Origin of the sequence: Buchnera aphidicola (Hyalopterus amygdali) (assembly GCF_964059015.1) — a bacterium.
GTDB classification, from domain to species: domain Bacteria; phylum Pseudomonadota; class Gammaproteobacteria; order Enterobacterales; family Enterobacteriaceae; genus Buchnera; species Buchnera aphidicola_BN.
This window is the reverse complement of sequence record NZ_OZ060383.1, coordinates 287,826-313,878: the sequence shown is the minus strand read 5'-3', so window position 1 is coordinate 313,878 and position 26,053 is coordinate 287,826. Positions and strand designations below refer to the sequence as shown.

At 24.2% G+C, this 26,053-nt stretch carries 24 protein-coding genes; 10 read left to right on the top strand and 14 right to left on the bottom strand.

Going from position 1 to position 26,053, the window contains the following annotated elements; all coding sequences use genetic code 11:
* Positions 1–115 precede the first annotated feature (115 nt).
* Complete coding sequence (gene bioD / locus AB4W74_RS01470) at positions 116–820, top strand: dethiobiotin synthase (RefSeq protein WP_367682236.1); 705 nt, start codon at positions 116–118, stop codon at positions 818–820.
* Positions 821–912: 92 nt separating this feature from the next.
* On the opposite strand, the gene glyA is transcribed toward bioD, so the two are convergent.
* The 4 genes from glyA to rlmN all read right to left on the bottom strand — a co-directional run bounded on the left by glyA (position 913) and on the right by rlmN (position 5,885).
* Positions 913–2,166 (bottom strand): serine hydroxymethyltransferase, encoded by a 1,254-nt coding sequence (gene glyA / locus AB4W74_RS01465; protein ID WP_367682235.1) that lies wholly within the window; start codon positions 2,164–2,166, stop codon positions 913–915.
* Positions 2,167–2,244: 78 nt separating this feature from the next.
* Positions 2,245–3,516, bottom strand: a complete 1,272-nt coding sequence (gene hisS / locus AB4W74_RS01460; RefSeq protein ID WP_367682234.1) for a histidine--tRNA ligase — start codon at positions 3,514–3,516, stop codon at positions 2,245–2,247.
* A gap of 42 nt (positions 3,517–3,558) precedes the next feature.
* Entirely contained in the window at positions 3,559–4,665 is a 1,107-nt protein-coding gene (gene ispG / locus AB4W74_RS01455) for a flavodoxin-dependent (E)-4-hydroxy-3-methylbut-2-enyl-diphosphate synthase (RefSeq protein ID WP_367682233.1), read from the bottom strand.
* Between the two features lie 122 nt (positions 4,666–4,787).
* Positions 4,788–5,885, bottom strand: a complete 1,098-nt coding sequence (gene rlmN, locus AB4W74_RS01450) for a 23S rRNA (adenine(2503)-C(2))-methyltransferase RlmN (RefSeq protein WP_367682232.1) — start codon at positions 5,883–5,885, stop codon at positions 4,788–4,790.
* A 174-nt stretch (positions 5,886–6,059) separates the two neighbouring features.
* Between rlmN and AB4W74_RS01445 the strand changes: the two genes are divergently transcribed.
* The gene (locus AB4W74_RS01445) at positions 6,060–6,863 is read left to right on the top strand and encodes an inositol monophosphatase family protein (protein WP_367682231.1); all 804 of its coding nucleotides are present in this window, start codon (positions 6,060–6,062) and stop codon (positions 6,861–6,863) included.
* 1,358 nt (positions 6,864–8,221) lie between these two features.
* Here the strand turns inward: AB4W74_RS01445 and AB4W74_RS01440 are convergent.
* Positions 8,222–8,998: a pseudouridine synthase gene (locus AB4W74_RS01440; RefSeq protein WP_367682230.1), complete on the bottom strand. Its 777-nt coding sequence runs from the start codon at positions 8,996–8,998 to the stop codon at positions 8,222–8,224.
* A complete protein-coding gene (locus AB4W74_RS01435; RefSeq protein ID WP_367682229.1) occupies positions 8,995–9,897 on the bottom strand; it encodes a DMT family transporter in 903 nt (300 codons plus the stop codon). Before AB4W74_RS01435 ends, AB4W74_RS01440 begins: the two co-directional genes overlap by 4 nt.
* Before the next feature lie 214 nt (positions 9,898–10,111).
* Between AB4W74_RS01435 and trpD the strand changes: the two genes are divergently transcribed.
* From trpD to cls, 8 genes are all read left to right on the top strand, one after another.
* Positions 10,112–11,143: an anthranilate phosphoribosyltransferase gene (gene trpD / locus AB4W74_RS01430; protein WP_367682228.1), complete on the top strand. Its 1,032-nt coding sequence runs from the start codon at positions 10,112–10,114 to the stop codon at positions 11,141–11,143.
* The gene (trpCF, locus tag AB4W74_RS01425) at positions 11,121–12,476 is read left to right on the top strand and encodes a bifunctional indole-3-glycerol-phosphate synthase TrpC/phosphoribosylanthranilate isomerase TrpF (protein WP_367682227.1); all 1,356 of its coding nucleotides are present in this window, start codon (positions 11,121–11,123) and stop codon (positions 12,474–12,476) included. The genes trpD and trpCF overlap by 23 nt, the downstream gene beginning before the upstream one ends.
* A 44-nt stretch (positions 12,477–12,520) precedes the next feature.
* On the top strand, positions 12,521–13,705 hold the full coding sequence (gene trpB / locus AB4W74_RS01420) for a tryptophan synthase subunit beta (protein WP_367682226.1): 1,185 nt from the start codon (positions 12,521–12,523) through the stop codon (positions 13,703–13,705).
* Positions 13,706–13,709: 4 nt separating this feature from the next.
* Positions 13,710–14,519, top strand: coding sequence for a tryptophan synthase subunit alpha (gene trpA, locus AB4W74_RS01415; RefSeq protein ID WP_367682225.1), 810 nt, complete (start codon positions 13,710–13,712; stop codon positions 14,517–14,519).
* A gap of 120 nt (positions 14,520–14,639) precedes the next feature.
* Entirely contained in the window at positions 14,640–15,392 is a 753-nt protein-coding gene (locus AB4W74_RS01410; protein WP_367682224.1) for a YciC family protein, read from the top strand.
* 19 nt (positions 15,393–15,411) lie between these two features.
* Positions 15,412–15,945 (top strand): septation protein A, encoded by a 534-nt coding sequence (locus AB4W74_RS01405; RefSeq protein ID WP_367682223.1) that lies wholly within the window; start codon positions 15,412–15,414, stop codon positions 15,943–15,945.
* A gap of 41 nt (positions 15,946–15,986) precedes the next feature.
* Positions 15,987–16,394 carry an acyl-CoA thioester hydrolase YciA gene (gene yciA, locus AB4W74_RS01400; RefSeq protein WP_367682222.1) on the top strand — a complete coding sequence of 136 codons (408 nt, stop codon included), beginning with the start codon at positions 15,987–15,989 and terminating at the stop codon, positions 16,392–16,394.
* 350 nt (positions 16,395–16,744) lie between these two features.
* Complete coding sequence (gene cls, locus AB4W74_RS01395) at positions 16,745–18,205, top strand: cardiolipin synthase (protein ID WP_367682221.1); 1,461 nt, start codon at positions 16,745–16,747, stop codon at positions 18,203–18,205.
* 196 nt (positions 18,206–18,401) lie between these two features.
* Here cls and ribA read toward each other — a convergent pair whose 3' ends face one another.
* The 8 genes from ribA to AB4W74_RS01355 all read right to left on the bottom strand — a co-directional run bounded on the left by ribA (position 18,402) and on the right by AB4W74_RS01355 (position 26,048).
* Positions 18,402–18,992, bottom strand: a complete 591-nt coding sequence (gene ribA / locus AB4W74_RS01390; protein ID WP_367682220.1) for a GTP cyclohydrolase II — start codon at positions 18,990–18,992, stop codon at positions 18,402–18,404.
* A gap of 98 nt (positions 18,993–19,090) precedes the next feature.
* Complete coding sequence (pyrF, locus tag AB4W74_RS01385) at positions 19,091–19,801, bottom strand: orotidine-5'-phosphate decarboxylase (protein ID WP_367682219.1); 711 nt, start codon at positions 19,799–19,801, stop codon at positions 19,091–19,093.
* 119 nt (positions 19,802–19,920) lie between these two features.
* Positions 19,921–20,889, bottom strand: a complete 969-nt coding sequence (gene lipA, locus AB4W74_RS01380) for a lipoyl synthase (protein WP_367682218.1) — start codon at positions 20,887–20,889, stop codon at positions 19,921–19,923.
* A gap of 49 nt (positions 20,890–20,938) precedes the next feature.
* On the bottom strand, positions 20,939–21,616 hold the full coding sequence (gene lipB / locus AB4W74_RS01375) for a lipoyl(octanoyl) transferase LipB (RefSeq protein ID WP_367682217.1): 678 nt from the start codon (positions 21,614–21,616) through the stop codon (positions 20,939–20,941).
* A 56-nt stretch (positions 21,617–21,672) separates the two neighbouring features.
* On the bottom strand, positions 21,673–22,308 hold the full coding sequence (locus tag AB4W74_RS01370; protein WP_367682216.1) for a YchE family NAAT transporter: 636 nt from the start codon (positions 22,306–22,308) through the stop codon (positions 21,673–21,675).
* A gap of 136 nt (positions 22,309–22,444) precedes the next feature.
* On the bottom strand, positions 22,445–24,385 hold the full coding sequence (rnb, locus tag AB4W74_RS01365; RefSeq protein WP_367682215.1) for an exoribonuclease II: 1,941 nt from the start codon (positions 24,383–24,385) through the stop codon (positions 22,445–22,447).
* A gap of 178 nt (positions 24,386–24,563) precedes the next feature.
* Positions 24,564–25,346 carry an enoyl-ACP reductase gene (locus AB4W74_RS01360; RefSeq protein ID WP_367682214.1) on the bottom strand — a complete coding sequence of 261 codons (783 nt, stop codon included), beginning with the start codon at positions 25,344–25,346 and terminating at the stop codon, positions 24,564–24,566.
* A gap of 87 nt (positions 25,347–25,433) precedes the next feature.
* The gene (locus AB4W74_RS01355; protein WP_367682213.1) at positions 25,434–26,048 is read right to left on the bottom strand and encodes a transglycosylase SLT domain-containing protein; all 615 of its coding nucleotides are present in this window, start codon (positions 26,046–26,048) and stop codon (positions 25,434–25,436) included.
* Between the last annotated feature and the right edge of the window lie 5 nt (positions 26,049–26,053).

The window sequence follows — 26,053 nt, the reverse complement described above, 5'->3', positions numbered from 1 at the left end:
ACATAGAATAAATTGTGTTGAGTTACCCAATATAAAATTTTTTTGCAAAATATTTAATACTTAACTATAAAAAAAATAAAATATTTTTCTCAATTTGATATAAATTAAAGATACTATGATAAAAAAAATATTTATTACCGGTACCGACACTAATGTAGGAAAAACTGTTGTCAGCAGTATTTTATTAAAAAAAGCAAATAAACTAGGATATAAAACAGCAGGATATAAACCTATATCTTCTGGAATAAAACAAGAAAAAATTATAAATTTTAAAAAGGAAAATAAAGAATATCAATTTATCAATCAAGATGCTTTGATTTTACAAAAGAATAGCTCTATCACGTTAGATATTAAAGAGGTTAATCCTATTTTATTTTCTGAAAATGTTCCTCCTCACATAATCAGTTCAATTAAAAAGAAAACTATACAAAAAAAAGATTTATCTTTAGGATTACAAAATCTTTCTCAAAAATCTAATTGGATTTTAATAGAAGGAGCTGGTGGTTGGTATACACCTTTATCTGAAACAGTATTGTTTTCAGATTGGATAAAAGAAGAAAAATTAGAAATTATTTTTGTAGTTGGAATAAAAATGGGATGTATAAATCATGCTATTTTAACCGAAAAAGCAATTCTTTCAGAAAAATTAATATGCTTAGGATGGATTGCTAATAATATATTACCACCAAATAAATATACCCCATATTATATCCAAACTTTGTTAAGTTATATTAAGTCACCATTATTAGGAACAATTCCTTATTTAAAAAATAAAAATAAAGTGAATATTAAAAAAATAAAAATTCAGTTTCTTGAATGAAAGAAAGATAAATAATTAATCTTATGAAAATTTATTTAAATAAAAATTAATATTATATCTAACAAAGATGGATATAATTAAAATACCTTATTTTAAATATAAACAGGATATTTAAAGCAAAGATCCAGCACTTCTTTTTTTATTTGAAGAAGGTTATTTTTATTTTTTATATTATTTAAAATAGTAATTATCCATTCAGTTACTTGTAATACTTCATTTTCTTTAAACCCCCTTTTTGTAACAGCAGGTGTTCCAATACGAATCCCAGAAGTAATAAATGGGCTTCTTAGATCATTTGGTATAGTGTTTTTATTAACAGTGATATTACATTTTCCTAATGCTATATCTGCTTCTTGCCCTGTTATTCCCTTATTTGCTAAATTTATTAAAAATAAATGATTGAAAGTATTTCCAGATACAATCTGATAGTCTTTTTTTAAAAAATATCTCACCATAGTTTGAGCATTTTTAATTACTTGTTTTTGATATATTTTAAAACTTGGCTCTAAAGCTTCTTTAAAAGCAATAGCTTTGGCTGCAATAATATGCATAAGCGGCCCACCTTGTGTACCTGGAAAAACAGATAAATTGATTTTTTTATACAAGGTATCAGTTCCATTCTTTGCAAGAATTAATCCACCACGTGGGCCTGCTAAAGTTTTATGTGTTGTACTTGTTACAACATGTGCATAATTTATTGGACTAGGATAAAGGTTAGTAGCTATTAAACCAGCAATATGTGCCATATCAACTACGAAATAAGCATTAATTTCATCAGCAATATCTCTCATTTTTGACCAGTTGCAAATACCAGAATATGCTGAAAAACCACCAATAATCATCTTAGGTTGATACTTTTTTGCTAAGTTTGATATTTCTTGATAATCAATTTCGCCATTTTTATCTACGCCATAAGCAATTACATTGTATATTTTTCCTGAAAAATTTACAGAAGAACCATGTGTTAAATGTCCTCCATGAGATAATTTCATTCCTAATATTGTATCACCAGGGTTTAGTAATGCTGTATAAACAGCAAAATTTGCTTGAGATCCTGAATGCGGTTGGACATTAGCATAATCAGCATTAAAAAGTTCTTTTGCTCGATTTATAGCTAATTGTTCTACTAAATCTACGTATTCACAACCACCATAATAACGCTTTCCGGGATAACCTTCTGCATATTTATTTGTTAATTGAGAGCCTTGGGCATACATAACGTATTTGCTAGTATAATTTTCTGATGCAATTAATTCTATATGATTTTCTTGTCTTTTTTTTTCTTGATTAATTGCTTCTGATAATTCTGGATCATATTGTGCAAATTCTATTTTTTTATTAAACATATTTTCCTATAATTTAAAAGAAGATGTAATCAAATTTGATAAAATTGTGTGAAATAAATTTATTATTAAAACTATTTATTAAAAAAATTGTTTAATTTTTAATATTAATTCATTTTTTTTTAAAAAATACTCTTGTTTATTTTTTAAATCTTTTAACAAAAAACAACTTTTTTTAATTTCATCTGTACCTATTAATATAGCAATTTTAGCTAGAGATTCTACAGCGTGTTTAAATTTCTTTGAAAGATTACAAGATATAAAATTTACAAATACTCTTAATTTGGGATATATGCTTCTTATATCTTCTGACAATTTTATTGCTTGAATTTTGCTTGATTCTCCTATAAATATAATATAAACATCAATTTCTCTTTCCTTAGAAGACATAATTTTTAATGATTTTATTAATAAAATTAAACGTTCGATACCTATAGCAAATCCGATTGCAGAGGTTTTATTACCACCTAATTCTTCAACTAAACTATCATATCTCCCACCAGCGCAAATAGTATTTTGTGTTCCTATTTGATTTGTTTTCCATTCAAATACAGTATTATTATAATAATCTAATCCTCGTACTAAATTAGTATTATGTACATATTTAATTCCATATAAATTCATCATATTGCAAAGATTATTAAAATGATTTATTGCAGAACAATTGATATAATTATTTAATAATGGAGCATTTTTTAATATTTTTTGTAAATTCGGATTTTTTGAATCTAAAATTCGAAATGGATTAGTATATAAACGTTTTTTAGAATCCTCATCTAAAAATTTTTTATTTTTTTCGAGAAAAAAAAGTAAACTTTTTTGATATTCAAGACGATCGGATCTTGAACCAATTGAATTAATTTCTAATTTTACATGAAGGTGAATACCCAAATTTTTCCATATACGATTTATTAATAATATTATTTCCAAATCAATATTTTCGCTTTTTAAACCAAATACTTCAACTCCTAATTGATAAAATTGACGATGTCTCCCTTTTTGCGGTCTTTCGTAACGAAACATAGGACCTAAATACCAAAATTTTTGTTTTTTTTTACGAAATAAATTATTTTCTATAATAGCACGTACACAACCTACGGTACCCTCAGGACGTAAAGTTAGACTATTGCCCTTTCGATCATTAAAGGAATACATTTCTTTTTGTACTACATCGGTAACATTTCCAATAGCCCTTTTGAAAATGTTAGTTTTTTCTAATATAGGTAACCTAATTTCTTCATAACAATAACTGTTTAATATTTCTTTTAAAATATTTTCCACTTTTGTCCAAAGTTTTAATTCTTCAGGAAGATAGTCATGCATTCCTCTTACTGAACTAATTTTTTTATCCACTATTTTCTCTTATTATATTTTTTAATAGTATCAATAACGCGATTAAATTTTATTTTTCTGCAATTTTTCTAAAATTTTTGCTTTTTTTCGAATTTGAATTTCAAGATCTTTAACTATTTTTTCGTTTTTTAATTTGTTTTTTTGGCGTATACCATCTTTATAATATGCACTTTTTTTAGATCCTCCAACAACTCCTAAAGTTGATACTTTAGCTTCACCTATTCCATTAACAAGACAGCCAATTATAGAAACATCCATAGGAGTGGAAAGATCTTCCAAATTTTTTTCTAATTGATTTACTACACTAATAACATCAAATTCTTGTCTTGAGCAAGTAGGACAAGCAATAAAGTTTACACCTCTAAATCTAATTCCTAGAGTTTTTAAAATATCATATCCTACTTTCACTTCTTCTAATGGATCAGCAGCAAGTGAAATTCTTAATGTATCTCCGATACCAGATAATAATAAGGAAGTAATACCGATAGAAGATTTAACTATTCCATTACGTAAAGCACCTGACTCAGTTATTCCAATATGTATTGGTTGTATAATTTTTTTAGCTAATATTTTATTAGCTTGTACTGCTGAAAATACATCTGATGTTTTGACACTAACTTTAAATTGATAAAAGTTTAAAGTATCTAAGTATTCAACATGTCTAATTGCTGATTCTACTAAAGCTTCAGGAGTAGGTGATGTATATTTTTTTAAAATATCACTTTCTAATGAACCTGCGTTAACACCAATTCGAATGGGTACATTATTATCTTTTGCACAATTAATTATTTCAGATATTCTCTTTTTATTACCAATATTTCCAGGGTTGATTCTTAAACAATCCGCACCATATTTTATTGATTTAATTGCTAATCTATAATCAAAATGTATATCTGCAATTAATGGTATTTTAACATTAGATTTAATAATTTTAAATGATTCAGCTGCTTCCAAGGTAGGAATAGAAATTCTAATAATATCTGCTCCTACCTTTTTTAACTGCATAATTTGTTGTATTGTTTTTGGTATATTTGTAGTTTGTGTATTAGTCATAGACTGAATAGAAATAGGTGATTCGCCCCCAATGGGGACATCCCCAACATAGATACGATTAGATTTTCTTCTTTTAATACTTTTATATTCTTTCATATTTTTTATGTACATTTTATAAATTAAGAAAATATTTTTATATCTTAGAAAAATTTAAAAATACATTTCAATAAATGATTTTTTTATGCTTATTTTTTAAGAAATATAATACTTTTATAGATCTATAAGAAAGTTCTAAAACGGTTAATTACTTCACCAGTTAGTTGACCACATGCCGCAGAAATATCTTGACCTCTATTTTTTCTAATCATAGTATTAAATCCTTTCTTTCTTAAAATATTTGCAAAAGTGTTAATTCTGCTGATACTACTGCATAAAAAATGTGAATCTTTAAAAAAATTCCAAGGAATCAAATTAATTTTACTAGGTATTTTTTTTAAAATATTAGCTAATTCTTCTGCGTTCTTATTTGAATCATTAATGCCATTTAACATTACATATTCTACAGTAACACCACCTTTGTTAGCATTTGAATATTTTAAATACCGTGAAACTGCATTTAAAAAAGATTTTATGTTATATTTTTTATTAATAGGCATAATAGAATTTCTAATAACATCATTTGGTGCATGTAGCGATATTGCTAAAGCAACATCAATTTTTTTGTTTAGTTTATCTAATGCTGGTACAATTCCTGAAGTAGAAAGAGTAATACGACGTTTCGATAGACCAAAACCATCTTTATCTAAGATAATTTTTATTGCAGAAATAACGTTATTTAAATTTAACAAAGGTTCGCCCATCCCCATAAAAACTATATTCGTAATAAGTTTTTTATTTCCTTTTTCTTTTAATACTCTATTTGCTTGCAAAATTTGTGAAACAATTTCTGATACTCTTAAGTTTCTATTAAAACCTTGTTTGCCAGTAGCACAAAATTCACATTTTAAAGCACAGCCAATTTGAGAAGAAACACACAGAGTAGAACGTTTTTTTTCAGGGATATAAACAGTTTCTATTTTTTGTTTATCAATTAACGTAATCCATTTTATAGTGCCATCAAAAGATATTTTTTCTTCTATAAAATGTGATGAAAAAATATAGGATTTTTTAATCAGCTTCTTTCTTATATCCTTTTTAAGATTTGACATTAAATTGAAATCGATGCAATTATGATGATAAATCCATTTCATTATCTGTTCTGTAACAAATTTTTTTGCTCCAAGAGAGAAAAGAAAGGTTTCTATTTCTTTTCGATTTAGATCTAATAGATTAATTTTATAATTGTTAATATTTAAAAAATTAATACTTCTATCCATCAAAAAACCTTAATTAAGTAACGTAATAATACTCTGTATTATAGGGTATTTATATACAGAATATATATATAAAATTAATTCAATTAAAAATTTTAAACAAGTACAAATTATGTTAAAATAATATTTAACATCTTTTTAATAGAAATCTATTCTTAAAAATTTTAGGAGAATATCATGCATCCAATGTTAAATATTGCTATTCGTGCGGTACGAAAGGGTGGTAATATTATTACACAAAATTATGATACTCAAAAATTTATTAAAGAAGATATAGATAAAAAGAAAATATTCATTAAAAATATACTTCAAAAAACATATAAAACTATTAGTTTAGTCATTTATAAATCTTACCCCAATCATATTATTTTAAATAAAAAAAATAGTTTTGAAAAAAATAAAAAACATACCTTATGGGTAATTAATGAACTTAACGGAAAAAACAATTTTTTTAAAAATTTTCCTCATTTTTGTGTCTCTATTGCAGTTGTAATCAAAAATAATACAGAAATTTCAGTAATATACGATCCTATTAGAAATGATTTGTTTACATCTGTTAAAGGGCAAGGTTCACAATTAAATGGTTATCGTATTCGATGCAGCGATATTAATAGTTTAAATTATACTACAATAGCTATTCATTTACCCTCTAAGACTCACCAAGAATATTTTTCTTATTTAAATATATATAAAAAATTGCTTTTATCCGGAATTTCATTTAGATCTACAGGTTCAACAGTATTAGATTTAGCCTACGTAGCTTCTGGTAGAATAGATGGATTACTTGATTTTAATTTAAAACCGATTGATCTTATTGCAGGAAAACTACAAACTAGAGAATCAGGTTGTTTAACAAGTAATTTTGCTCAAAAAAACAAAAATGATGAAAAAAATAATAATAAAATTGCAAGTTTAACGAGTAGTCCGAAATTAATTAGATTGATTAGTGAAAAAATAGGTGAATATTACTCTCTCAAATAAACTATTATTTTTTTATTTAATTTTTTTAAAAAATTATATATTTTATATCTCCTGTTATATTTTTAAAAATTGTACATTCAATACTATATTTTTTAAATAAATATTTAAAATTAAAAAAGATTTCTGCAAAAAGAAATATACTTTTAAATAATTAATATATCTAAAAAATAAAATATCCCTTCTATTCTTTTTCTTAAAAAACTATGTATTAAATTATAAATAATATTAAAAAAGAAAATAGAATAGGTGTTGATTTTAGTTTTTATATTTCATCATTAGATAAAATATTTATAATATTTTTTACATACATGATTAGTACATATAAAAATTTTCAACAAAGCTATAAGAATTTGTATTTTTATATAGTATAAAAATTATTTTTTTTAACTTATAAATACTCTTATTTTCTTATTTTTTATATTAACATAAATAAAAAGTTTTCAAACTGCTCTTTTTTTAACTCTAAAACTAAAGATAATTTCCTAAATCATGGTAAAAATTATTAAATATTTAATGCAAATAATTTTAAATTACTTCATATCTTTTTTAGTGTATTGATAAGAATGATTAATATTGATAATTTTTATATCTGATAATTCAATAGCTTCGTACAATTCTAAAAAAACATTTTTTTATTTTAAAATATGCCCCTTTTTTCATGAGAACAATTACTTATATACTATTTTTTTATATACATGCTAAGTTTTTTAATTGATTCTTTTTCTTTAAAAGAAATCAGTTCTTATATAAGTTATACATCCCTATTTATATAATTTTTTATCTTAAAATATCGTTTTTTTTACGTATATTTAAAACTAATATTAAAATATACTATAAACTAGAAGCAATACGTAATGCTATTATTTTTTCTTTGAGAGAGTTTATCTTGTTATATAGTGATAGTGAAAAATAATTTTTTTTATCATCTTGTGTTATTTCGTCTAATGTTTATATAGATTGACTTCAGTTTTTCTACTAAAACTTTTTTATTTAATTCTAAATTCAAATTTTTATTGTTTTTTTATATATAATTTTCTCTGACAAATTATATTTTTAATACATTTAATAAATTGTCTTACTTTAAAAAATTATAGATATATTATAAAAATATTTTTATTTTTAAGAAATAAGATCTTGGAATATATTTAAACAAATAAATTAATTAATATAATTAATACAGATATAAAATATCTATTATTTCTTAAAAGAGTATTGTATTTTAATATTTTAAATATAATTTAATTTTTTAAAATTCTGTTAAATTAAAAAAATATATTAGTAGTATTGATTTTACTTCTCATAAAAATACGGAATAATTATATATAATTTAAACTTACATTCATTTTTATAACAGAATTTTATTTTTGTGTTTTTAATAAAATCTTATTTTTTTTAGGAATGATTAATTGATATAAATTTTTCAACAATGTTTGATTTAACATAACCCATTCACCTTCTTTTAAACTGTTAGGCAAGGTAATATTGCCATATCGAACTCTAATTAATTGACTTACTTGACATTTTACAGCTTTTAACATTAATCTAATTTCGCGATTTTTACCTTCGCATAAAATACCTCTAAACCATTTATTTTTTGCTTTTTTTTTGTTATTTAACGGTTTTATTTCTTTAAAATGAACATGACCATGTATAGTTTTAACGCCTGTTTTTAATATATTTATTTTATTTTCATTAATCTCTCCAAAAATTCGAATATAATATTCTCGCTCAATTTGATTTCTCGGATGCATGAGTTGATGTGCTAACATTCCATTATTTGTAAATAATAGCAATCCTTTAGTATTAATATCTAATCTCCCAATACTAACCCATCTATTAAAATGAAGAAGAGGTAGTTTTTCAAATACAGTTGCTCTTTTTTGATTGTCTCTTTTACTACAAATTTCGCCTGTAGGTTTATTATAAATTAAAACTTTAGATTCTATTTTTTTTTTATTAATTAAAATTTTTTTTTTATTAATTAAAATTTCACCAGGATTTTTTTTATTTAAATATTCTCCAATTTTGGCTTTTTTTCCGTTAACTACTATATTACCATCTTTAATCATATGTTCTATAAAACGACGGGAACCATATCCTAAATTAGATAAGAATTTTTGTATTTTTTCGGTCATTTTAAGTGCCTTAAAAAATTTTTAAAAAAATTTATAGGAACTAAAGTTAACAATATTCCTAATGATAATGGCAAAATAAAAGATAATTCACATAAAAAATTTGTTTGTCTGTAAATATACATTTCCAATAAACCTGTAATTACTGGAAAAATTAAAAACACAATAGAAGCATAAAATGAATTCACCATTTTTTGCAAATAAAAATAAGACAAAATACCAAAAATTCCAGAAAAATTACCCAAATAAAAAATTGCTAAAATAGATCTATAAGAAAAAAAGTGAATATGAGGAGTTTCAATGAACCAAAATATCATAGTTAAAAATATTCCAGATATTAAAGATGGTAGCGCATTAAATGTAATTACAGAAACATTACAGCATTTTTTTTGACATTCAACATAAATTATAGCATGACTAAATAAAGCTATAAGTAAAGCTAAAACACCTTTCCATTGAAAAAAAGATTTTGATTCTAAATCTATAAAAAGTGCAAAAATTAATGTAACTAACGCTATTAATATACCAATTTTTTGAACAAAATTTATTTTTTTTTTAAAATAAAAATGTGAGATTAAAAGAACTACAACAGGCATATTTGCAAAAATCATAGAAGAAATAGAAGAATTAACATAACTACCACCATATAACATTAATGTAAAAGGTATTAAAAAATAAAAAATAGAAATAAAAATTTGAAAACGCCTTTGTCCATATGGAAATAAAAGTGGTGTTTTTGTTAAAAAAGACAATATAATTAATAATGGAGAAGCAGATAAAAATCTTATCCCTGTAGCAAAAAATGGTGGAATAGTCTCTACTGCAATTTTCATTGCTATCCAAGTTGTCCCCCAAGTAACAGATACTATAGAAAACAATAATATTACTATTAACTTATGCATGTTTAAAATTCCAAATAAAAAAATTTATACTGTATAAAACTGTAGTAATAGTTATATATTATTTTTATAAACTTATAACTCAATATTTATTAACATTAAAGATTGTTTTTTTAAAATTTAATATTGAATTCTTTTCATCAATAGATTATTGTGAAAAATTATAAAAACAATAAAGAACATTAATATTTCATTTTGATGTTTTTGAAGGTAATCAATGAAAAATATTTTAAAGAAAATTTATGAATCGAATTTCTTAAATGAATTAGAAAGTTATCAATTATTTAGATCAATCTCCTCTGGAGAATTTAATGAAATACAATTATCATCTATTTTAACAGCTATGCAAATACGTGGTGAATCAACTGAAGAAATATTAGGTGCAACATACGCATTTCTAGAAAAAATGAAGTATTTTCCTAAGCCTAATTATCTTTTTTCTGATATTGTTGGAACAGGGGGAGATAGAAAAAATACTATTAATGTTTCTACCGCCAGTGCATTTGTTGCTTCTTCATGCGGATTTAAAATTGTTAAACATTGTAATAAAGGAGTTTCTAGTAAATCTGGTTCATCTGATTTATTAAATCAATTTAAAATTAATTTAAATGGATCATTAAAAAATTCCAAAAAAATTTTAGATAAACTAAATATTTGTTTTTTATTTGCACCTAGATATCATAATGGTTTCAAATATGCTGAAAATGTTCGAAAAATTTTAAAAATTAAAACTATTTTTAATTTGCTAGGACCATTACTTAACCCCGCGAGACCTCCACTCACTTTAATTGGTGTATATAAAAAAAAATTAATTGTTCCTATAATACAAATTATAAAAAAATTAAAGTACCAACGTGCTATAGTTTTACACGGCAATGAAACAGATGAGGTAACATTACATGGTACAACATATATTGCTGAATTATTAAATAAAAAAATTTATTCATATGAATTAACACCCGAAGATTTTGGACTAAAAACCTATTCACAAAATACAATAATAAAGTATTCATTAGAAGAGAATTATAATATTATTAAGAAAACAATGAAAGGAAAGGGAGAAAAATTACATGAAGAACTCATTGCAGTTAATGTTGCATTATTATTAAAAAATTTTGGGTATGAAAATTTAAAAGAAAATACAGAAATGGCACTAAAAAAAATTCGTAGTGGAGACGTTTACAAACATATAATTAAAGTTTCAAATATGTCAAAAGAAGATGAATATGCAAGAAACAATATTAAATAAAATTATAAAAGATAAAATAGATTGGATAAAATACAGAAAAAAAAAACAACCATTAAATATATTTAAGCAAAAGATTAATAAAGAAACACGCGATTTTTATAAATCTTTACAAAAAAAATCGCCATTTTTTATTTTAGAATGCAAAAAATCTTCTCCTTCTTTAGGAATTATAAGAAAAGATTTTAATTTAATTCATATTGCTAACATTTACAAAAAATATGCTACATCTATTTCAGTTTTAACGGAAGAAAAATATTTTCATGGAAAAATGGAATATATAGATATCGTACGAAAATGCGTATCTCAACCAATTTTATGTAAAGATTTTTTTATTGATCCATACCAAATTTATTTAGCTCGATACTATAATGCAGATGCTATTTTATTGATGTTATCTGTTCTTAATAACGTGCAATATATTGCGTTATCTAAGATAGCAAAAAAATTAAGAATGGGTATATTAACTGAAGTTAATAATATTGAAGAGGTAAAAAGAGCAATTGAATTAAAATCTTCTGTTATTGGGATTAATAATCGCAATTTACATGATTTATCAATAGATTTAAATCGGACACGAAATCTATCATCTTTGATTAAAGACCGAATAATTATTAGTGAATCAGGGATAAAAAATAATCGTCAAATAAAAGAATTAAGTACAATAGTTAATGGTTTTTTAATTGGTTCAAGTTTAATGTCTAAGAAAGATTTAGAAACAAATGTCAAATCTTTAATAATAGGTGACAACAAAGTATGCGGTTTAACACGTATCATTGATGCAAAAATTGCAGAAAAAAGTGGTGCAGTTTATGGAGGCTTAATTTTTGTCAAAAAATCATCGCGGAAAATTACACCAAAAATAGCACAAAATATTATTTTTCAAAACAAATTAAGATTTGTAGGAATCTTTCAAAATCAAGATATCGAAACAATCATTGAAATAACAAAAAAAATATCTTTACATGCAATTCAATTACATGGTTCTGAAAATCAAAATTATATTAATATATTAAGAGAAAAATTATCTAAAAAAATAAAAATTTGGAAAGCTTTTTCTATTCAATCAAAAATACCATTACTAAATTGGCATAATGTAAACAAATATATTCTTGATTCAAGTTCGGGGGGTAGTAATACGAGTTTTAATTGGAATCTTTTAAAAGGACGTGTCTTAGATCATGTTCTTTTAGCAGGTGGAATTAATATTAATAACTGTCTTATTGCATCTAGACTCAACTGTTCGGGATTGGATTTAAATTCTGGAGTAGAAAAATCCCCTGGAATTAAAGATCATAAAAAAATAAAATCTATTTTTAAAAAAATAATATTTTAATAAATCTTTTTCTTCAAAAAAATATAATAGAGAATACATTTAACATGACTTTACTCAATCCCTATTTTGGGCGTTTTGGAGGTATGTACGTTCCTCAAATATTAATGCCAGCACTATATCAATTAGAAAAACATTTTGTTGATGCTCAATCTGATTTAAGTTTTAAAAAAAAATTTTCTTATTTTTTGAAAAATTATGCCGGGAGACCTACTCCATTAACCTTATGTAGTAATTTAACAAAAGGGACAAAAACACGTATTTATCTAAAAAGAGAAGATTTATTACATGGTGGAGCACATAAAACTAATCAAGTATTAGGACAAGCCATGTTAGCAATGAGAATGAAAAAAAAAGAAATTATTGCTGAAACTGGAGCTGGACAACATGGTGTTGCTGCTGCTATTGCTTGTGCATTATTTAATTTAAAATGCAAGATTTATATGGGTTGTAAAGATATAGAAAGACAGAATCCTAATGTTTTTCGCATGAAACTAATGGGCGCAAGGGTAGTATCAGTAAAAAATGGTTCAGGAACATTAAAAGATGCATGTAATGAAGCTTTACGCGATTGGTCTAGTAATTATAAAAAATCGCATTACATGATAGGAACAGCAGCAGGTCCACATCCTTATCCAACAATAGTAAAAGAATTTCAAAAAGTAATTGGGGAAGAAACAAAAAAACAAATTTTCGAGCAAGAAAAAAAATTACCAGATGCAATCATTGCATGTGTAGGAGGTGGATCAAATGCAATTGGTATTTTTTCTGATTTTTTAAAAGATGAGAAAGTAAAATTAATTGGTGTAGAACCAGCAGGAAAGGGTATACAAACGGGAGAACATGGAGCACCATTGAGTCATGGCAGAACAGGTATTTATTTTGGTATGAAATCTTATTTAATGCAAGATCAAGAAGGTCAGATAAAAAAATCTTGGTCTATTTCGGCTGGTTTAGATTTTCCATCTGTTGGTCCAGAACATGCTTGGTTAAATAGTATTAATCGTGCTCAATATGTTTCTATTACTGATAAAGAAGCACTAGAAGCATTTAAAATTTTATCCAGAGAAGAAGGTATTATCCCTGCTTTAGAATCTGCTCATGCATTAGCATATGCATTAAAATTAATGCGTCTTTCCCCCAATAAGGAACAAGTATTTGTTGTTAATTTGTCTGGACGTGGTGATAAAGATATATTTACAGTACATGAGCTTTTAAAAAAACAGGTATAAAAAAATGAATCGTTACAAAAATATATTTCAAAAATTATCTTTATCCAAAGAAGGATGTTTTGTCCCATTTGTTATTATAGGTGATCCTACTTTAGAAATATCATTAAAAATTGTAGAAACATTAGTTCAAAATGGAGCAGATGCTTTAGAGCTAGGAATACCTTTTTCAGATCCATTGGCAGATGGTCCTACAATTCAAAAAGCAAGTTTACGTTCTTTATCCAGGAAAAATACATTCTTAAAATGTTTTCAATTCATTAAAAAAATACGTGAAAAATATTATAATTTACCTATTGGTATATTGATATATGCTAATCTTATATATAATCAGGGAATTAAAAAATTTTATTATAATTGTCATAAATGTGATATCGATTCTGTATTAATAGCAGATGTACCTATAGAGGAATATAATTATTTTTATGAAATAGCGAACCAATATCAGATTGATTCTATTTTTTTATGTCCACCAGATGCAGATGATACTTTTTTATCTCAAATATCCTTGTATGCAAAGGGATATATTTATTTGTTATCTCGATCAGGAGTAACCGGTATAGACAAAAGTACAATATCATTGTCAAAAAAATTTATAAAGAAAATTAAGAAATATAATTCTGTTCCATTATTACAAGGATTTGGGATTCACACTCCTATACAAATTAAAAGGTCACTTTTATCTGGTACTAATGGCGTTATATGTGGTTCATCTATTATAGATATAATTGAAAAAAATTTAACTAACCAAGAAAAACTAATAAATAAAATAAAAAATTTAACTATACAATTAAAACAAGCCACTAAATTTGGTTAGTTTTTTCTTATAAAATATTTAAATTTAATTTATCTCTATGAATATTTTTTTAAAAAATATTTATTTAAAATAATATGTATAATCTTTAAATTTTATACAATATTTATAAGGAATATACATATGTCTATTACAATACGTGAATTATGTAATGATACATATCATTTTGTGTCCAAAGAAATAAAAACTATAGTGTTTATTTCTATATTAGCTACATTTATTAGTATTTTAATAAATATATTAATTAAACCCGATCTACATATTATTTCGATAATAGAAAATAAAAATTTTGAAAATTCTCATTCAATTTTTGATTTAATTCATAATATGAATTTATACGAAAAGAAAGAATTATTAAAATATTCTATATTTAAAATGCTTGAATTTTTAATTAATAAAACTTTTTTATTAGGAAGTATAATTACATTTATTAAATATTTATCTAATGGGAAAAAAGAATCGTTTGTATCTTCTATATACTATTTAATTAAATTTTTACCTAGTTTATTTATATTAAATTTTATTACAATAATAGCTATTCAAATAGGTTTTATGTTCTTTATCTTACCAGGTATATTTTTATCAATTTTATTATCATTATCACCTATTATTTTATCTTTTAAAAACAATAATTTAATAGATTCTATACGTTTAAGTTTTTCTGTTTCCTATAAAAATCTAAATATTATTGGGACAAGTATTTTATTTTGGATATGTATTAAATTTATTTTTACAACAATATTGTCTAATAATTATTTAATAGGAAAAAATTTTATTTTTTTAATACTTAATATTAATATGAACATATTTTTTTCAATTTTAATTATATATTTATTTCGTTTTTATATGCTTAGTATACGTTCTGAAAAAAATTAAATGTTTTTAGGTTTGTAATATGAAAAAATTACTAAATTTATTATCAATATTAACGTTCTTCATATTTTATAAATTTTATGATATTTTTGTAGCATCAGCAGCTTTAATTGTTACATCAGGTTTAACATGTATAATTTATTGGATGATATATAAAGAGATAGATAAAATTAATTTATTTAGTTTTATTACAATTACAATTTTTGGTTCTCTCACAATATTTTTTCATAATAGCCAATTTATTAAATGGAAAATAACAATAGTTTATATGTTTTTTTCCTTAATTTTGTTTATTAGTCAATTTTGTACAAAAAAACCGATATTACAAAGATTTTTAGAAAAAGATATCAAACTATCTAAACTAGATTGGAAAAAAATTAATATTTTTTGGGCATTGTTCTTTTTATTTTGTTCTCTCTTAAATATTTATATAGCATTATGGTTATCAGAAACAACTTGGGTTAGTTTTAAAGTTTTTGGTCTTTCAATTTTAATGTTCTTCTCGATTTTAATTACAAGTTTATATATAAATTTTAAAGTATTAAAGAAAAAATAAATTAAAAATGATTGCAGTATAATAGAGTGAAAATGTTAATAATGCAAAAAACAAATAAATTCCCAAAAGGAAAGATAGTATTAAAAACTCTTTCAATGCCTTCAGATACAAATGCTAACGGTGATATATTTGGTGGGTGGATCATGTCTCAAATGGACATGGGCGGAGCTATATTAGCTAAAGAAATATCAGGTGGGGGGGTAGTAACAGTACGCGTAGATGGAATTACCTTTCTCAAACCTGTATCAGTCGGTGATATTGTAAGTTGCTATGCAAACTGTATTAAAATTGGAAAAAGTTCTATTACTATTAATGTTGAGGTCTGGATTAAAAAAATTTATTCTAAACCGTTAGGTCAATATTATTGTGCTACAGAGGCTGTTTTTATTTATGTAGCAATTGATAAAAAAGGAAAACCTCGTGAATTATTACCTATGAGTCTTATTTAAAATAAAAAACTACAAGTATTTTTTGATTGTACTAAAAAAATAAAATTTAAATATAGTTTAATAAAAATTTTAAATAAAAAATATCAGCACTTTAAAAACAAAATAACGTAAAAATGTATTCAATAAATTATTTTTTCTTTATTTAAAGTGTTGAAAAAATAATTATACTATATATTTTTTTTAAATTAATTAATTTTATTTTTTTAATTTTTTACAAAACATTAGTTTTTAATTAAATACTTCATTGTTTGACATTTTATACAAATTATTTTTTTTAAAAAATTATAAAAATATTCAATTAAATATAAAAAAACTTTTATAAAAAAAGTATGAATAGGACCTTCAAATGAATGGATATTTTCTATGATTTAATAAAATGGCTAGTTTTTTTTATATACTGGTTATTAGTTGCTAATATTACCTATCGTATTTTAATTAAACGTCGTAGTATACCTTCCTCTATGTCTTGGCTGTTAACAATTTATATTTTTCCATTTATAGGCATTACTATCTGGTTTTTTTTTGGAGAATTATACTTAGGGAAAAGACAAAAAAAAATTGCAAACAAAATTTGGTCAATATCTAATACTTATATTAATGATCTTAAATCTTGTAAATATATCTTTCAAATAAAAAATAGTGAGGTAGCTAGGTCTTTATTTCAATTATGTAAACATCGACAGGGAATTTCTGGAATTAAAAATAATGAAATTAGTCTTTTAACTAATACAAAAAAAACCATGGAAATTTTAATACGCGATATTTATTCAGCACGTAAAAACATTGAAATGGTTTTTTATATTTGGAAACCAGGTGGTATTGCTGATGATGTCGCTATTGCTTTAATGCATTCTGCTAAACGTGGAGTTAATTGTAGACTAATGTTAGATTCTGCGGGAAGTGTAGATTTTTTTAGAAGTCCATGGTTTTCAATTATGAAAAGATCGGGTATAAAAATTGTCGAAGCATTAAAGGTGAGTTTTATCAGAATTTTTTTAAGACGTTTAGATGTGAGACAACATAGAAAAATTATATTGATTGATAATTTTATTTCTTATTCTGGTAGCATGAATCTTGTAGATCCATATTTGTTTAAAAAATCTTCAGGAGTGGGTCAATGGATTGATTTAATGACAAGAATAGAGGGTCCTATAGCTACTATGATAGGTATTATTTACTCATGCGATTGGGAAATTGAAACAGGTTTAAAAATTTTACCGAAATTACCAAATAAAGAAATGCTAAAAAAAAAATGTAACCAAAATTCTAGTATTCAAGTAATTGCATCAGGACCAGGTTTTCCTAAAAACGTTATACATCAAGCATTACTAACTGCTATTTACTCAGCTAGATATGAATTAATTATTACTACGCCGTATTTAGTACCTAGCGATGATTTGTTACATGCTATTTGTACCGCTGCACAAAGAGGTGTAAAAGTAAGCATTATCATACCCTTATATCATGATTCTATTTTAGTAAAATGGGCAAGTAGAGTTTTTTTTAGTGAATTGTTAGAAGCAGGAGTTAAAATTTATCAATTTAAAAAAGGACTGTTACATAGTAAAAGTATATTAATTGATAGACAACTAAGTTTAATAGGTACTGTAAATTTAGATATGAGAAGTTTATGGTTAAATTTCGAAATTACTTTAGTGATTGATGATACTCAATTTGGTCATAATCTATCTTCTATACAAAAAGAATATATTTCTGATTCTCAATTATTAGATAAAAATATTTGGTCTATGAGAGCATCTTGGACAAGAGTTGTGGAAAAAATTTTTTATTTTCTAAGTCCATTACTATAATTATGCATTATCTAAAAATATTATCAAATGATGAGGATAGAGTATAAAAAATTTTTTTATGGGGTTTAATTTAAAAAACCCCTAATATTTTTAATAAAATTAAAATTTTATAAAAATATACATGTAAAAATTATATTTGCATAAAACATTTTTGATTTTTAAAGATTAAAATACATATATATTTTTAGAAAACTTCTTACTTAAATAATAAATGTCCCATTTTTTCAGCTTTAGTTTTCAAATAAAATGCATTTTTATCATTTTTTTCTACAATAATAGGTATTCTTTCTACAACTTCTATCCCAGATGCCATTAGCATCTCAACTTTAAATGGATTATTTGTTAATAATCGAATTTTTTTTACATTCAAAATATTAAAAATATCTGCACATAATGAAAAATCTCGTTCATCTGCAGAAAAACCAAGTTTTTGATTAGCCTCTACAGTATCTAAACCTTGATCTTGTAAAGAGTATGCTTTAATCTTGTTAAGAAGGCCAATATTCCTCCCCTCTTGACGATGATATATTAATATGCCATTACCTTCAGAAGCAATTTTTCTCATTGCTATTTCTAATTGAACTCCACAATCACATCTTAAGCTAAAAAAAGCATCTCCTGTTAAACATTCAGAATGTATTCTAGAAAGAATAGGATCGTTGTTCTTTATATTTCCATATACAAGAGCAATGTGATTTTTCCCATTCTTTTTTTCTTCAAAACCAAATATTAAAAAGTCCCCCCAGGGAGTTGGTAAAATAGCTTTTTCTATTTGAATTAATTGCATAAATTCTCCAATTGTATTATTTTAATTACCTAAAAAAAATATTCGCCAATAATAAAAAGATATATGAATATTTTATATTATACATTCGTTTAAAATTATTATTGCATAGATTTTATGATAGAATTTAATTTTTTAATTGGATTTGTTGAAGTAGTAATGGAACGACCTATAACAATATAATCTATTTGGTATTCTTTTGCTTTTTTAGGACTGATAATGTTTTTTTGATCAAATAAAGAATCAGTAGAACATCTAATGCCTGGAGTAACAATTTTAAATTTTTTTCCATATAATAATTTCATTCTTTTTGCTTCTTGTCCAGGACATACAATTCCATCTAGTCCACATTCCTTAGATAATTGTGATAATACTAAAATATAATCGCTTAATGATAGTTTAATACCAATTTCTCTTAAATCTTTTTCTTTAAGGCTAGTCAAGGTAGTAATAGCAATTAATAAAGGAGCATTTTTAAAATATTTTACGGCTTTTTTTGCTGAAATAAGCATATTTTTCCCTCCACATGCATGAATACTTAGCATCCATATTCCTAAATCAGCAGCTGCTTTTGTAGCATTAAATACAGTATTGGGAATATCATGAAATTTTAAGTCAAGAAATATATTAAATCCCAATTTATGTAATTCCTTGATAAATTTATAACCTAGAATTGTAAACATTTCTTTACCAACTTTTAAATAAAAAATTGATGGATCAAGAAGATCTACTAATTTCATAGCAGATTTTTTATTACAAAAATCTAAAGCAATGATAATTTTGGGAATACTGAAAATATTAGGATTTAACACTATTTAACCTCTATTAAAAAATATCTTGAAAAAATGTGTATTTTTTTAAAATATAAACATGCTAATTACCTGATAATAAAAATATTAGTTTTTAAAATACTTAAGTTTTAATATATTTATTATTTTTTAATAGATAAATTTGTTTGAAAACTAGCATGATATGATGAGCGTACAAAAGGGCCACAAAATGCATTAGTAAAACCAATAGATAATGCTTCTTTTTTTATATTTTCAAACTCTGAAAGTGGTATATAACGCTTTACTGGCAAATGATTAAGACTAGGTTGAAGATATTGTCCTATTGTTAATAATGTAACACCACTAGAATAAAGATCCTTCATAACTTGAACTATTTCTAAATATTTTTCACCTAATCCTAACATTAAACCTGATTTTGTAGGAATGTCATTATATTTTCTTTTAAATGCTTCTAATAAAAATAAAGATTTTTTATAATTAGCTCCAGGCCGTATTTCTTTATAAAGACGAGGAACATTTTCTAAATTATGATTAAAGACATCAGGCAATCCAGAACTAAAAATCTTTAAAACTAATTCTACCCTACCTCTAAAATCAGGAACTAATATTTCAATTTTTATTTTGTTTTTTTTATTTCTAATTGATTGAATACATTTCACAAAATGATGTGCACCTCCATCATATAAATCATCTCGTACAACTGATGTAATAACAACATAGTCAATGTTCATATCCAATACAGTTTGTGCTAATTTTTTTGGTTCTTCTATATCTATAGGATTTGGTTTTCCATGCTTAACAGCACAAAATGGGCAGTTACGAGTACATTTTGATCCAAGAATCATAAATGTTGCAGTACCATTATTAAAGCATTCTTGTAAATTAGGACAACATGCTTCTTCACAAACAGAGTACAAATTATTTTTTCGTAAAGCATTTTTTATTTCGTGGATACGCGATGTATTAGTAGGTAATTTAACTTTTATCCAATTAGGTTTATTAAGTATTATTTTTTTTTTAGAAAATTTTTTAATAGGAATAACATTTAATTTTTTTAAAATTACATTATTTTTCATAATTTTTAAGAACGAATCTTTTTTTTTATTCATAAAATACACTATTTCAATTTAAAATTTTTATGAGTACCATACTATTAATCTAAAAAATATTTGATATAGACTTTTTTTCAATCATTCTAACATTCAACAAATGAGATAATGTTTTAATCAAAGTGTAACGAATGTCTTGTAATGTCAAAAAAGAATTAAATTCTTTGACTTGTGTCATTTTTATATTAGCGTCTCCACAAGGATTGATATAATTAAAGGGAGTTAAATCCATATCAACATTTAATGATAAACCATGTAATGTAAATCCCTTTTTTATTCTTAATCCTAAAGAACATATCTTTTTTTCATTTACATAAACTCCAGGAAAATTTTTTTTTATATATGATTCAATAGAAAAAAACCTTAAAGTAGATATTACTGAATTATGCATTATATCTATAAAAGTACGAATATTAATTTTTCGACGGGTTAAATCAATTAAAAAATATAATATTTGTTGTCCGGGACCATGATATGTGATTTGACCACCTCTATCTGCATCTATTATTGGTATTTTATATAATAAATTTTGATTCGATTTGTTTGTATACTTTTTGTTTAATAAACCTTGAGTAAAAATCGGATAGTGTTCTAAAAACCAAATTTCATCAAATGTTTTATTATCTCGTATTTTAGTAAAAAAATGCATTTTATTAAAAGTTTCTATCCAATTTTTTAAACCTAAATTTCGAAAAAAAATAATTTTATTATTGAATAAATTATCCATCTTTTAATTTCACATGTAAACAAGAAAAATAATTAGCATTAAATACAACTATTAATTTACAAGTGTAAAAAAATAGATTTTATACCAATACTAAGAAATTCTATTCCTAAAGACATCAACAATAAACCCATAATACGTGTAATAATATTAATGCCTGTTTTTCCTAAAATATTAACTACACATGGAGCAGCTCTAAAACATAGCCAACAAACTATAGAAAAGAAAAAAATTGAGATGCTACAGCCTAATAAATTAATCCAAGTGGGATAATAAGTACTCCAAACAATAGTTGAGCTAATAGCTCCTGGTCCTGCAATTAGAGGCATAGCTAAAGGTACAACACTAATGTTTTCTTGGTTTTCTTTTTCACTTATATTTCTTTTTTTGTTTCTTGTAAATTTTCCGCTGATCATAGAAAATGCAATGCTAATAATTAATATACCTCCTGCAATACGAAATGAATTAATAGATATTCCAAAAGCATTTAAAATATTATTACCTAAAAATAAAGATATAAATAAAATAAGAAATGCAGAAAAATTAGCAACTAAATTAGTTTTTTTCTTATCTATATCAGATTGATGACTAGTCATACTTGTAAATATTGGAATCATTCCAATTGGATTAACTAAAGCACACAAACTTACAAAAAATTTTATATATATAGAAAAATCAAATATTGAAATATGCATATTATACTCTTATATTTGTATTAAAATTTTTATAACTATATAAAATTATAGTTATTTTTTAATATACTAAAATATTGAAAAAATATTATCTAAAAATTTTTTGATAAGATAATTGAAATATTTTTAATATTTATATTTATCTATCAATTCGTGCAATAATACTGCGCGTATGTAATCGAACTTCTGATATAATAACTGTTATTAAATCAGATAATTTATAACATATAGCACCTTTAATAAAAACTATTCCCTCTTCTTGATTAAAAATCATATCTTCTCTACAAGGATGTAAAAAGAGAGCTGGGATGAATACATTTGCTCCATTTTTTATTAATTTAGCTCTTATTCCACTTCTAGAAATATCTATAATTTCAGCATTAAATTTTTTATTTTTAAATTCTTTTTTTTGTAGAAACAAAACATATAACCAATCTGAAATATCTCTTTCTGCAATTCTATTACGACGTTTTTTTTCACTAATTTTTAATTTTATATTTTCAGTAGGTTTTACAATATTCTGATCTTTATTGATAATAGATTTCAATAAACGATGATTAATCATATCACTATATTTGCGAATTGGAGAAGTCCAAGTGGCATATTCTAAAAAACCTAATGCAAAATGAGGGCTAGGCGTAATACTAAAATCTCCAAAAGACTGATAACGTCGAATTCGACTATTAATATAATTATTAGATAAAACATTTAAAACACGTCGAAGATTGCAAAAACCTTTCAATGTAGTAATTTCTTTTGCCGTAAATTTTAAGTTATAATTTTTTAAAAACGTAACAACATTTTCAGCATTAACAGCATCAAAACCAGCATGTATATTATATATCCCATAACCTAGGTTTTTGGATAAAAATTTAGCAGCAGATATGTTAGCTATTATCATTGATTCTTCAATAATTTTATGCGCAATACGTCTTTTCTCTATAACAATATCTTCTACTATTCCAGCTTCAGAGAATTGAAATCTATATTCGGTGCTGTCTTGAAATAGTACAGCATTTAACTTTCTCCATTTCATACGCAATAAACATAGGCGATGTAAAAGTAATATTTGATTTTCAATAGTTTTTTTTGTTGGTGTCCAATCGCCTATTTTTTCAATCCAATCTGATACGTTGTCATAAGATAATTTTGCTTTTGATTTAATCCATGCTAAAAAAAAATTTACTGTATTAGAAATATTACCATCATTTAAAACAGTAATACAACAGGCTAAAACTGGTCTTCGTTCATTTGGATTTAAAGAACAAATATCTTCAGATAAACGTCGAGGTAACATGGGGATATTAAAACCGGGAAAATAATTTGTAAATCCTCTTTTTAAAGCAATTACATCTAATTTGCTGCCTTTTTCTATATACGCAGTTGGATCTGCAATAGCTACAGTTAAGCAAAGATTACCATGATTATTTTCTTCGATAAAAAGAGCATCGTCAATATCTTTTGTGTTGATATTATCTATTGTAATAAAATCCAAATATGTTAAATCTTTTCTATTAAAATTCTCTTTAAGAAGAACATCATCTTTTTCTATTTTAGGAGCTTTTTTTTCAATATTATGACGTGATAGAGTAACCCACCACGGTATAAATGGACTACTTGACTTAACTATTTCTTCGACTAATTCGGCACAAAAAATGTGATGTCCATTAAGTTTGTGTTGAATTAATTTAGCTACAGCCCAGTCTCCTGTCTCAAAAACATCAATGCAATTTTTATGAAGTCTACAAATTATAAAATCTTTTAAAAAAGGATAATCAGGTAAAATAAACAGTTTATTATCTTTTTTTTCAATTTTTCCAACAAATCGATTTAAAAAAGATTCAATTAATTTTTCAGGTTCTACTATTTCACGATCTTTTTCAATTTTTAATATAGCGGAAATTTTATCTCCATGCATGACATTTTTCATGTTTTTAGGAGGTATAAAATAACTTTTCTGAGCATCAACTTCTAAAAATCCGAATCCTCTTTCAGTACTTTTTACTATTCCTTCAACCCGGGGTATTTTAGCATGTAGGTTTCTTTTTAACTGTGCAAGCAATGGATTGTTTTGAAACATAATAATACTACCTAATTATTATAGTAGGAAAATAAGTAAAAATAATTTTATTATATACAATTTTTTCACAAAATATTATAAACTAGTTTTACTAAAATTTTATTACACAAGTCTTGTGAAAAAGTAATTTATATTTATTAAATTTATTTTAAAAAAAATTTATATATAAGAAATAATTTTAAATTATAGCATTTATTCCATTTAAATTAAAACCATGATCGACATTAATCACTGAACCGGTAATACCAATTGATAAATTAGAACATAAAAAAGATGCAATATTACCTATTTGTTCGCTTGTAATGTGATTTTTTGTTAAAGATGATGACTTATAAAATTTTTTTATTTTATTAAAATTTTTAATTTGATAAGAAGACACAGTTTTAATAGGTCCAGATGAAATTGCATTAACTCGAATATTTCTTTGACCTAATGAATGAGCCATATAACGAACATTGGCTTCCAAAGAAGATTTGGCTAAACCCATCATGTTATAATGAGGAACTATTCTTTGTGCACCTAAATAAGACAATGTTACTAAAGAGGAAAAATCGTTTAACATATTTTTACATTCTCTTACTATACCTAAAAAACTATACGATGTAATTTCATGACATATATTAAATGATTGTCTACTACTACTTTGAATAAAATCTTCATGCATCTGTTTTTTAGGACAATAAGCAATTGAATGAACTAGTCCATCAAAATTTTTCCAAACTTTTTTCAAATTAAAAAATAATTTTTTAATATTATCATCATGAGATACATCACAAAAAAAAACAGTATTCTGATTGATAGGTTCAATTAAATGTTTAACTTTATCAATTATTTTTTTATTTTGACAAACGAAAACTAATTCAGCTTCTTGTTTGTACATAGATTTTGCAATACCAAAAGCAATTGATTTTTCATTTAATATACCAGTTATTAAAATTTTTTTACCTTTCAAAATTCCCATTTTAAAATTCCAAAAGAAGACAACAAAAAAATTTTTATTTTTAAAAAAGTTTAATTGCTTTTAAAAAATATAAAAATACAGCAATATTTAAATTAAATTATAAATCCTCATTACCTTTTCTAAATATTTTGGTGCTTGTATTGACGGATGTTTTTTTATATATTTACAAAATGTTGCTATTGTCATAGAATTAATTATTTTTATTGCATGATTTTTATTAATAGAAAATATTTTAAGTAATGCACTCGTTCCATTAACATATGCTACAATAGTTGCATATCGCATAATCTCTTTATTATTGATACCTAATAAATTTTTTTTCTGAAGTAAATTTATGTAGGAAGTGCCAATATCAATATTTATTTCAGGATTATATAGTTCTTCAATAGAAGGTGGATTTTTTTTCCCTTTTAAACGATATACTTCTAAACCTGCAGCTAAAGGTTTAATTTGCATTAATCCAATTGCATTAGATTTACTCTTAGCATAAGGATTACCAGATGACTCAACATAAATAATTGATTTAATTAATTTTTCTTCAACATGATACTTTTTTGATGCTTTCTTAACAAGAGTATCCCAATGTTCGACTGTTTTTTCTATTTTTTTTTTGTTTAAAAAATAGTAATTATTTATTTTATTTTTTTTTATACAAAGATAATTATTACATCCTGTTATGAACATAATAGAAAAAAATAACATAGCTA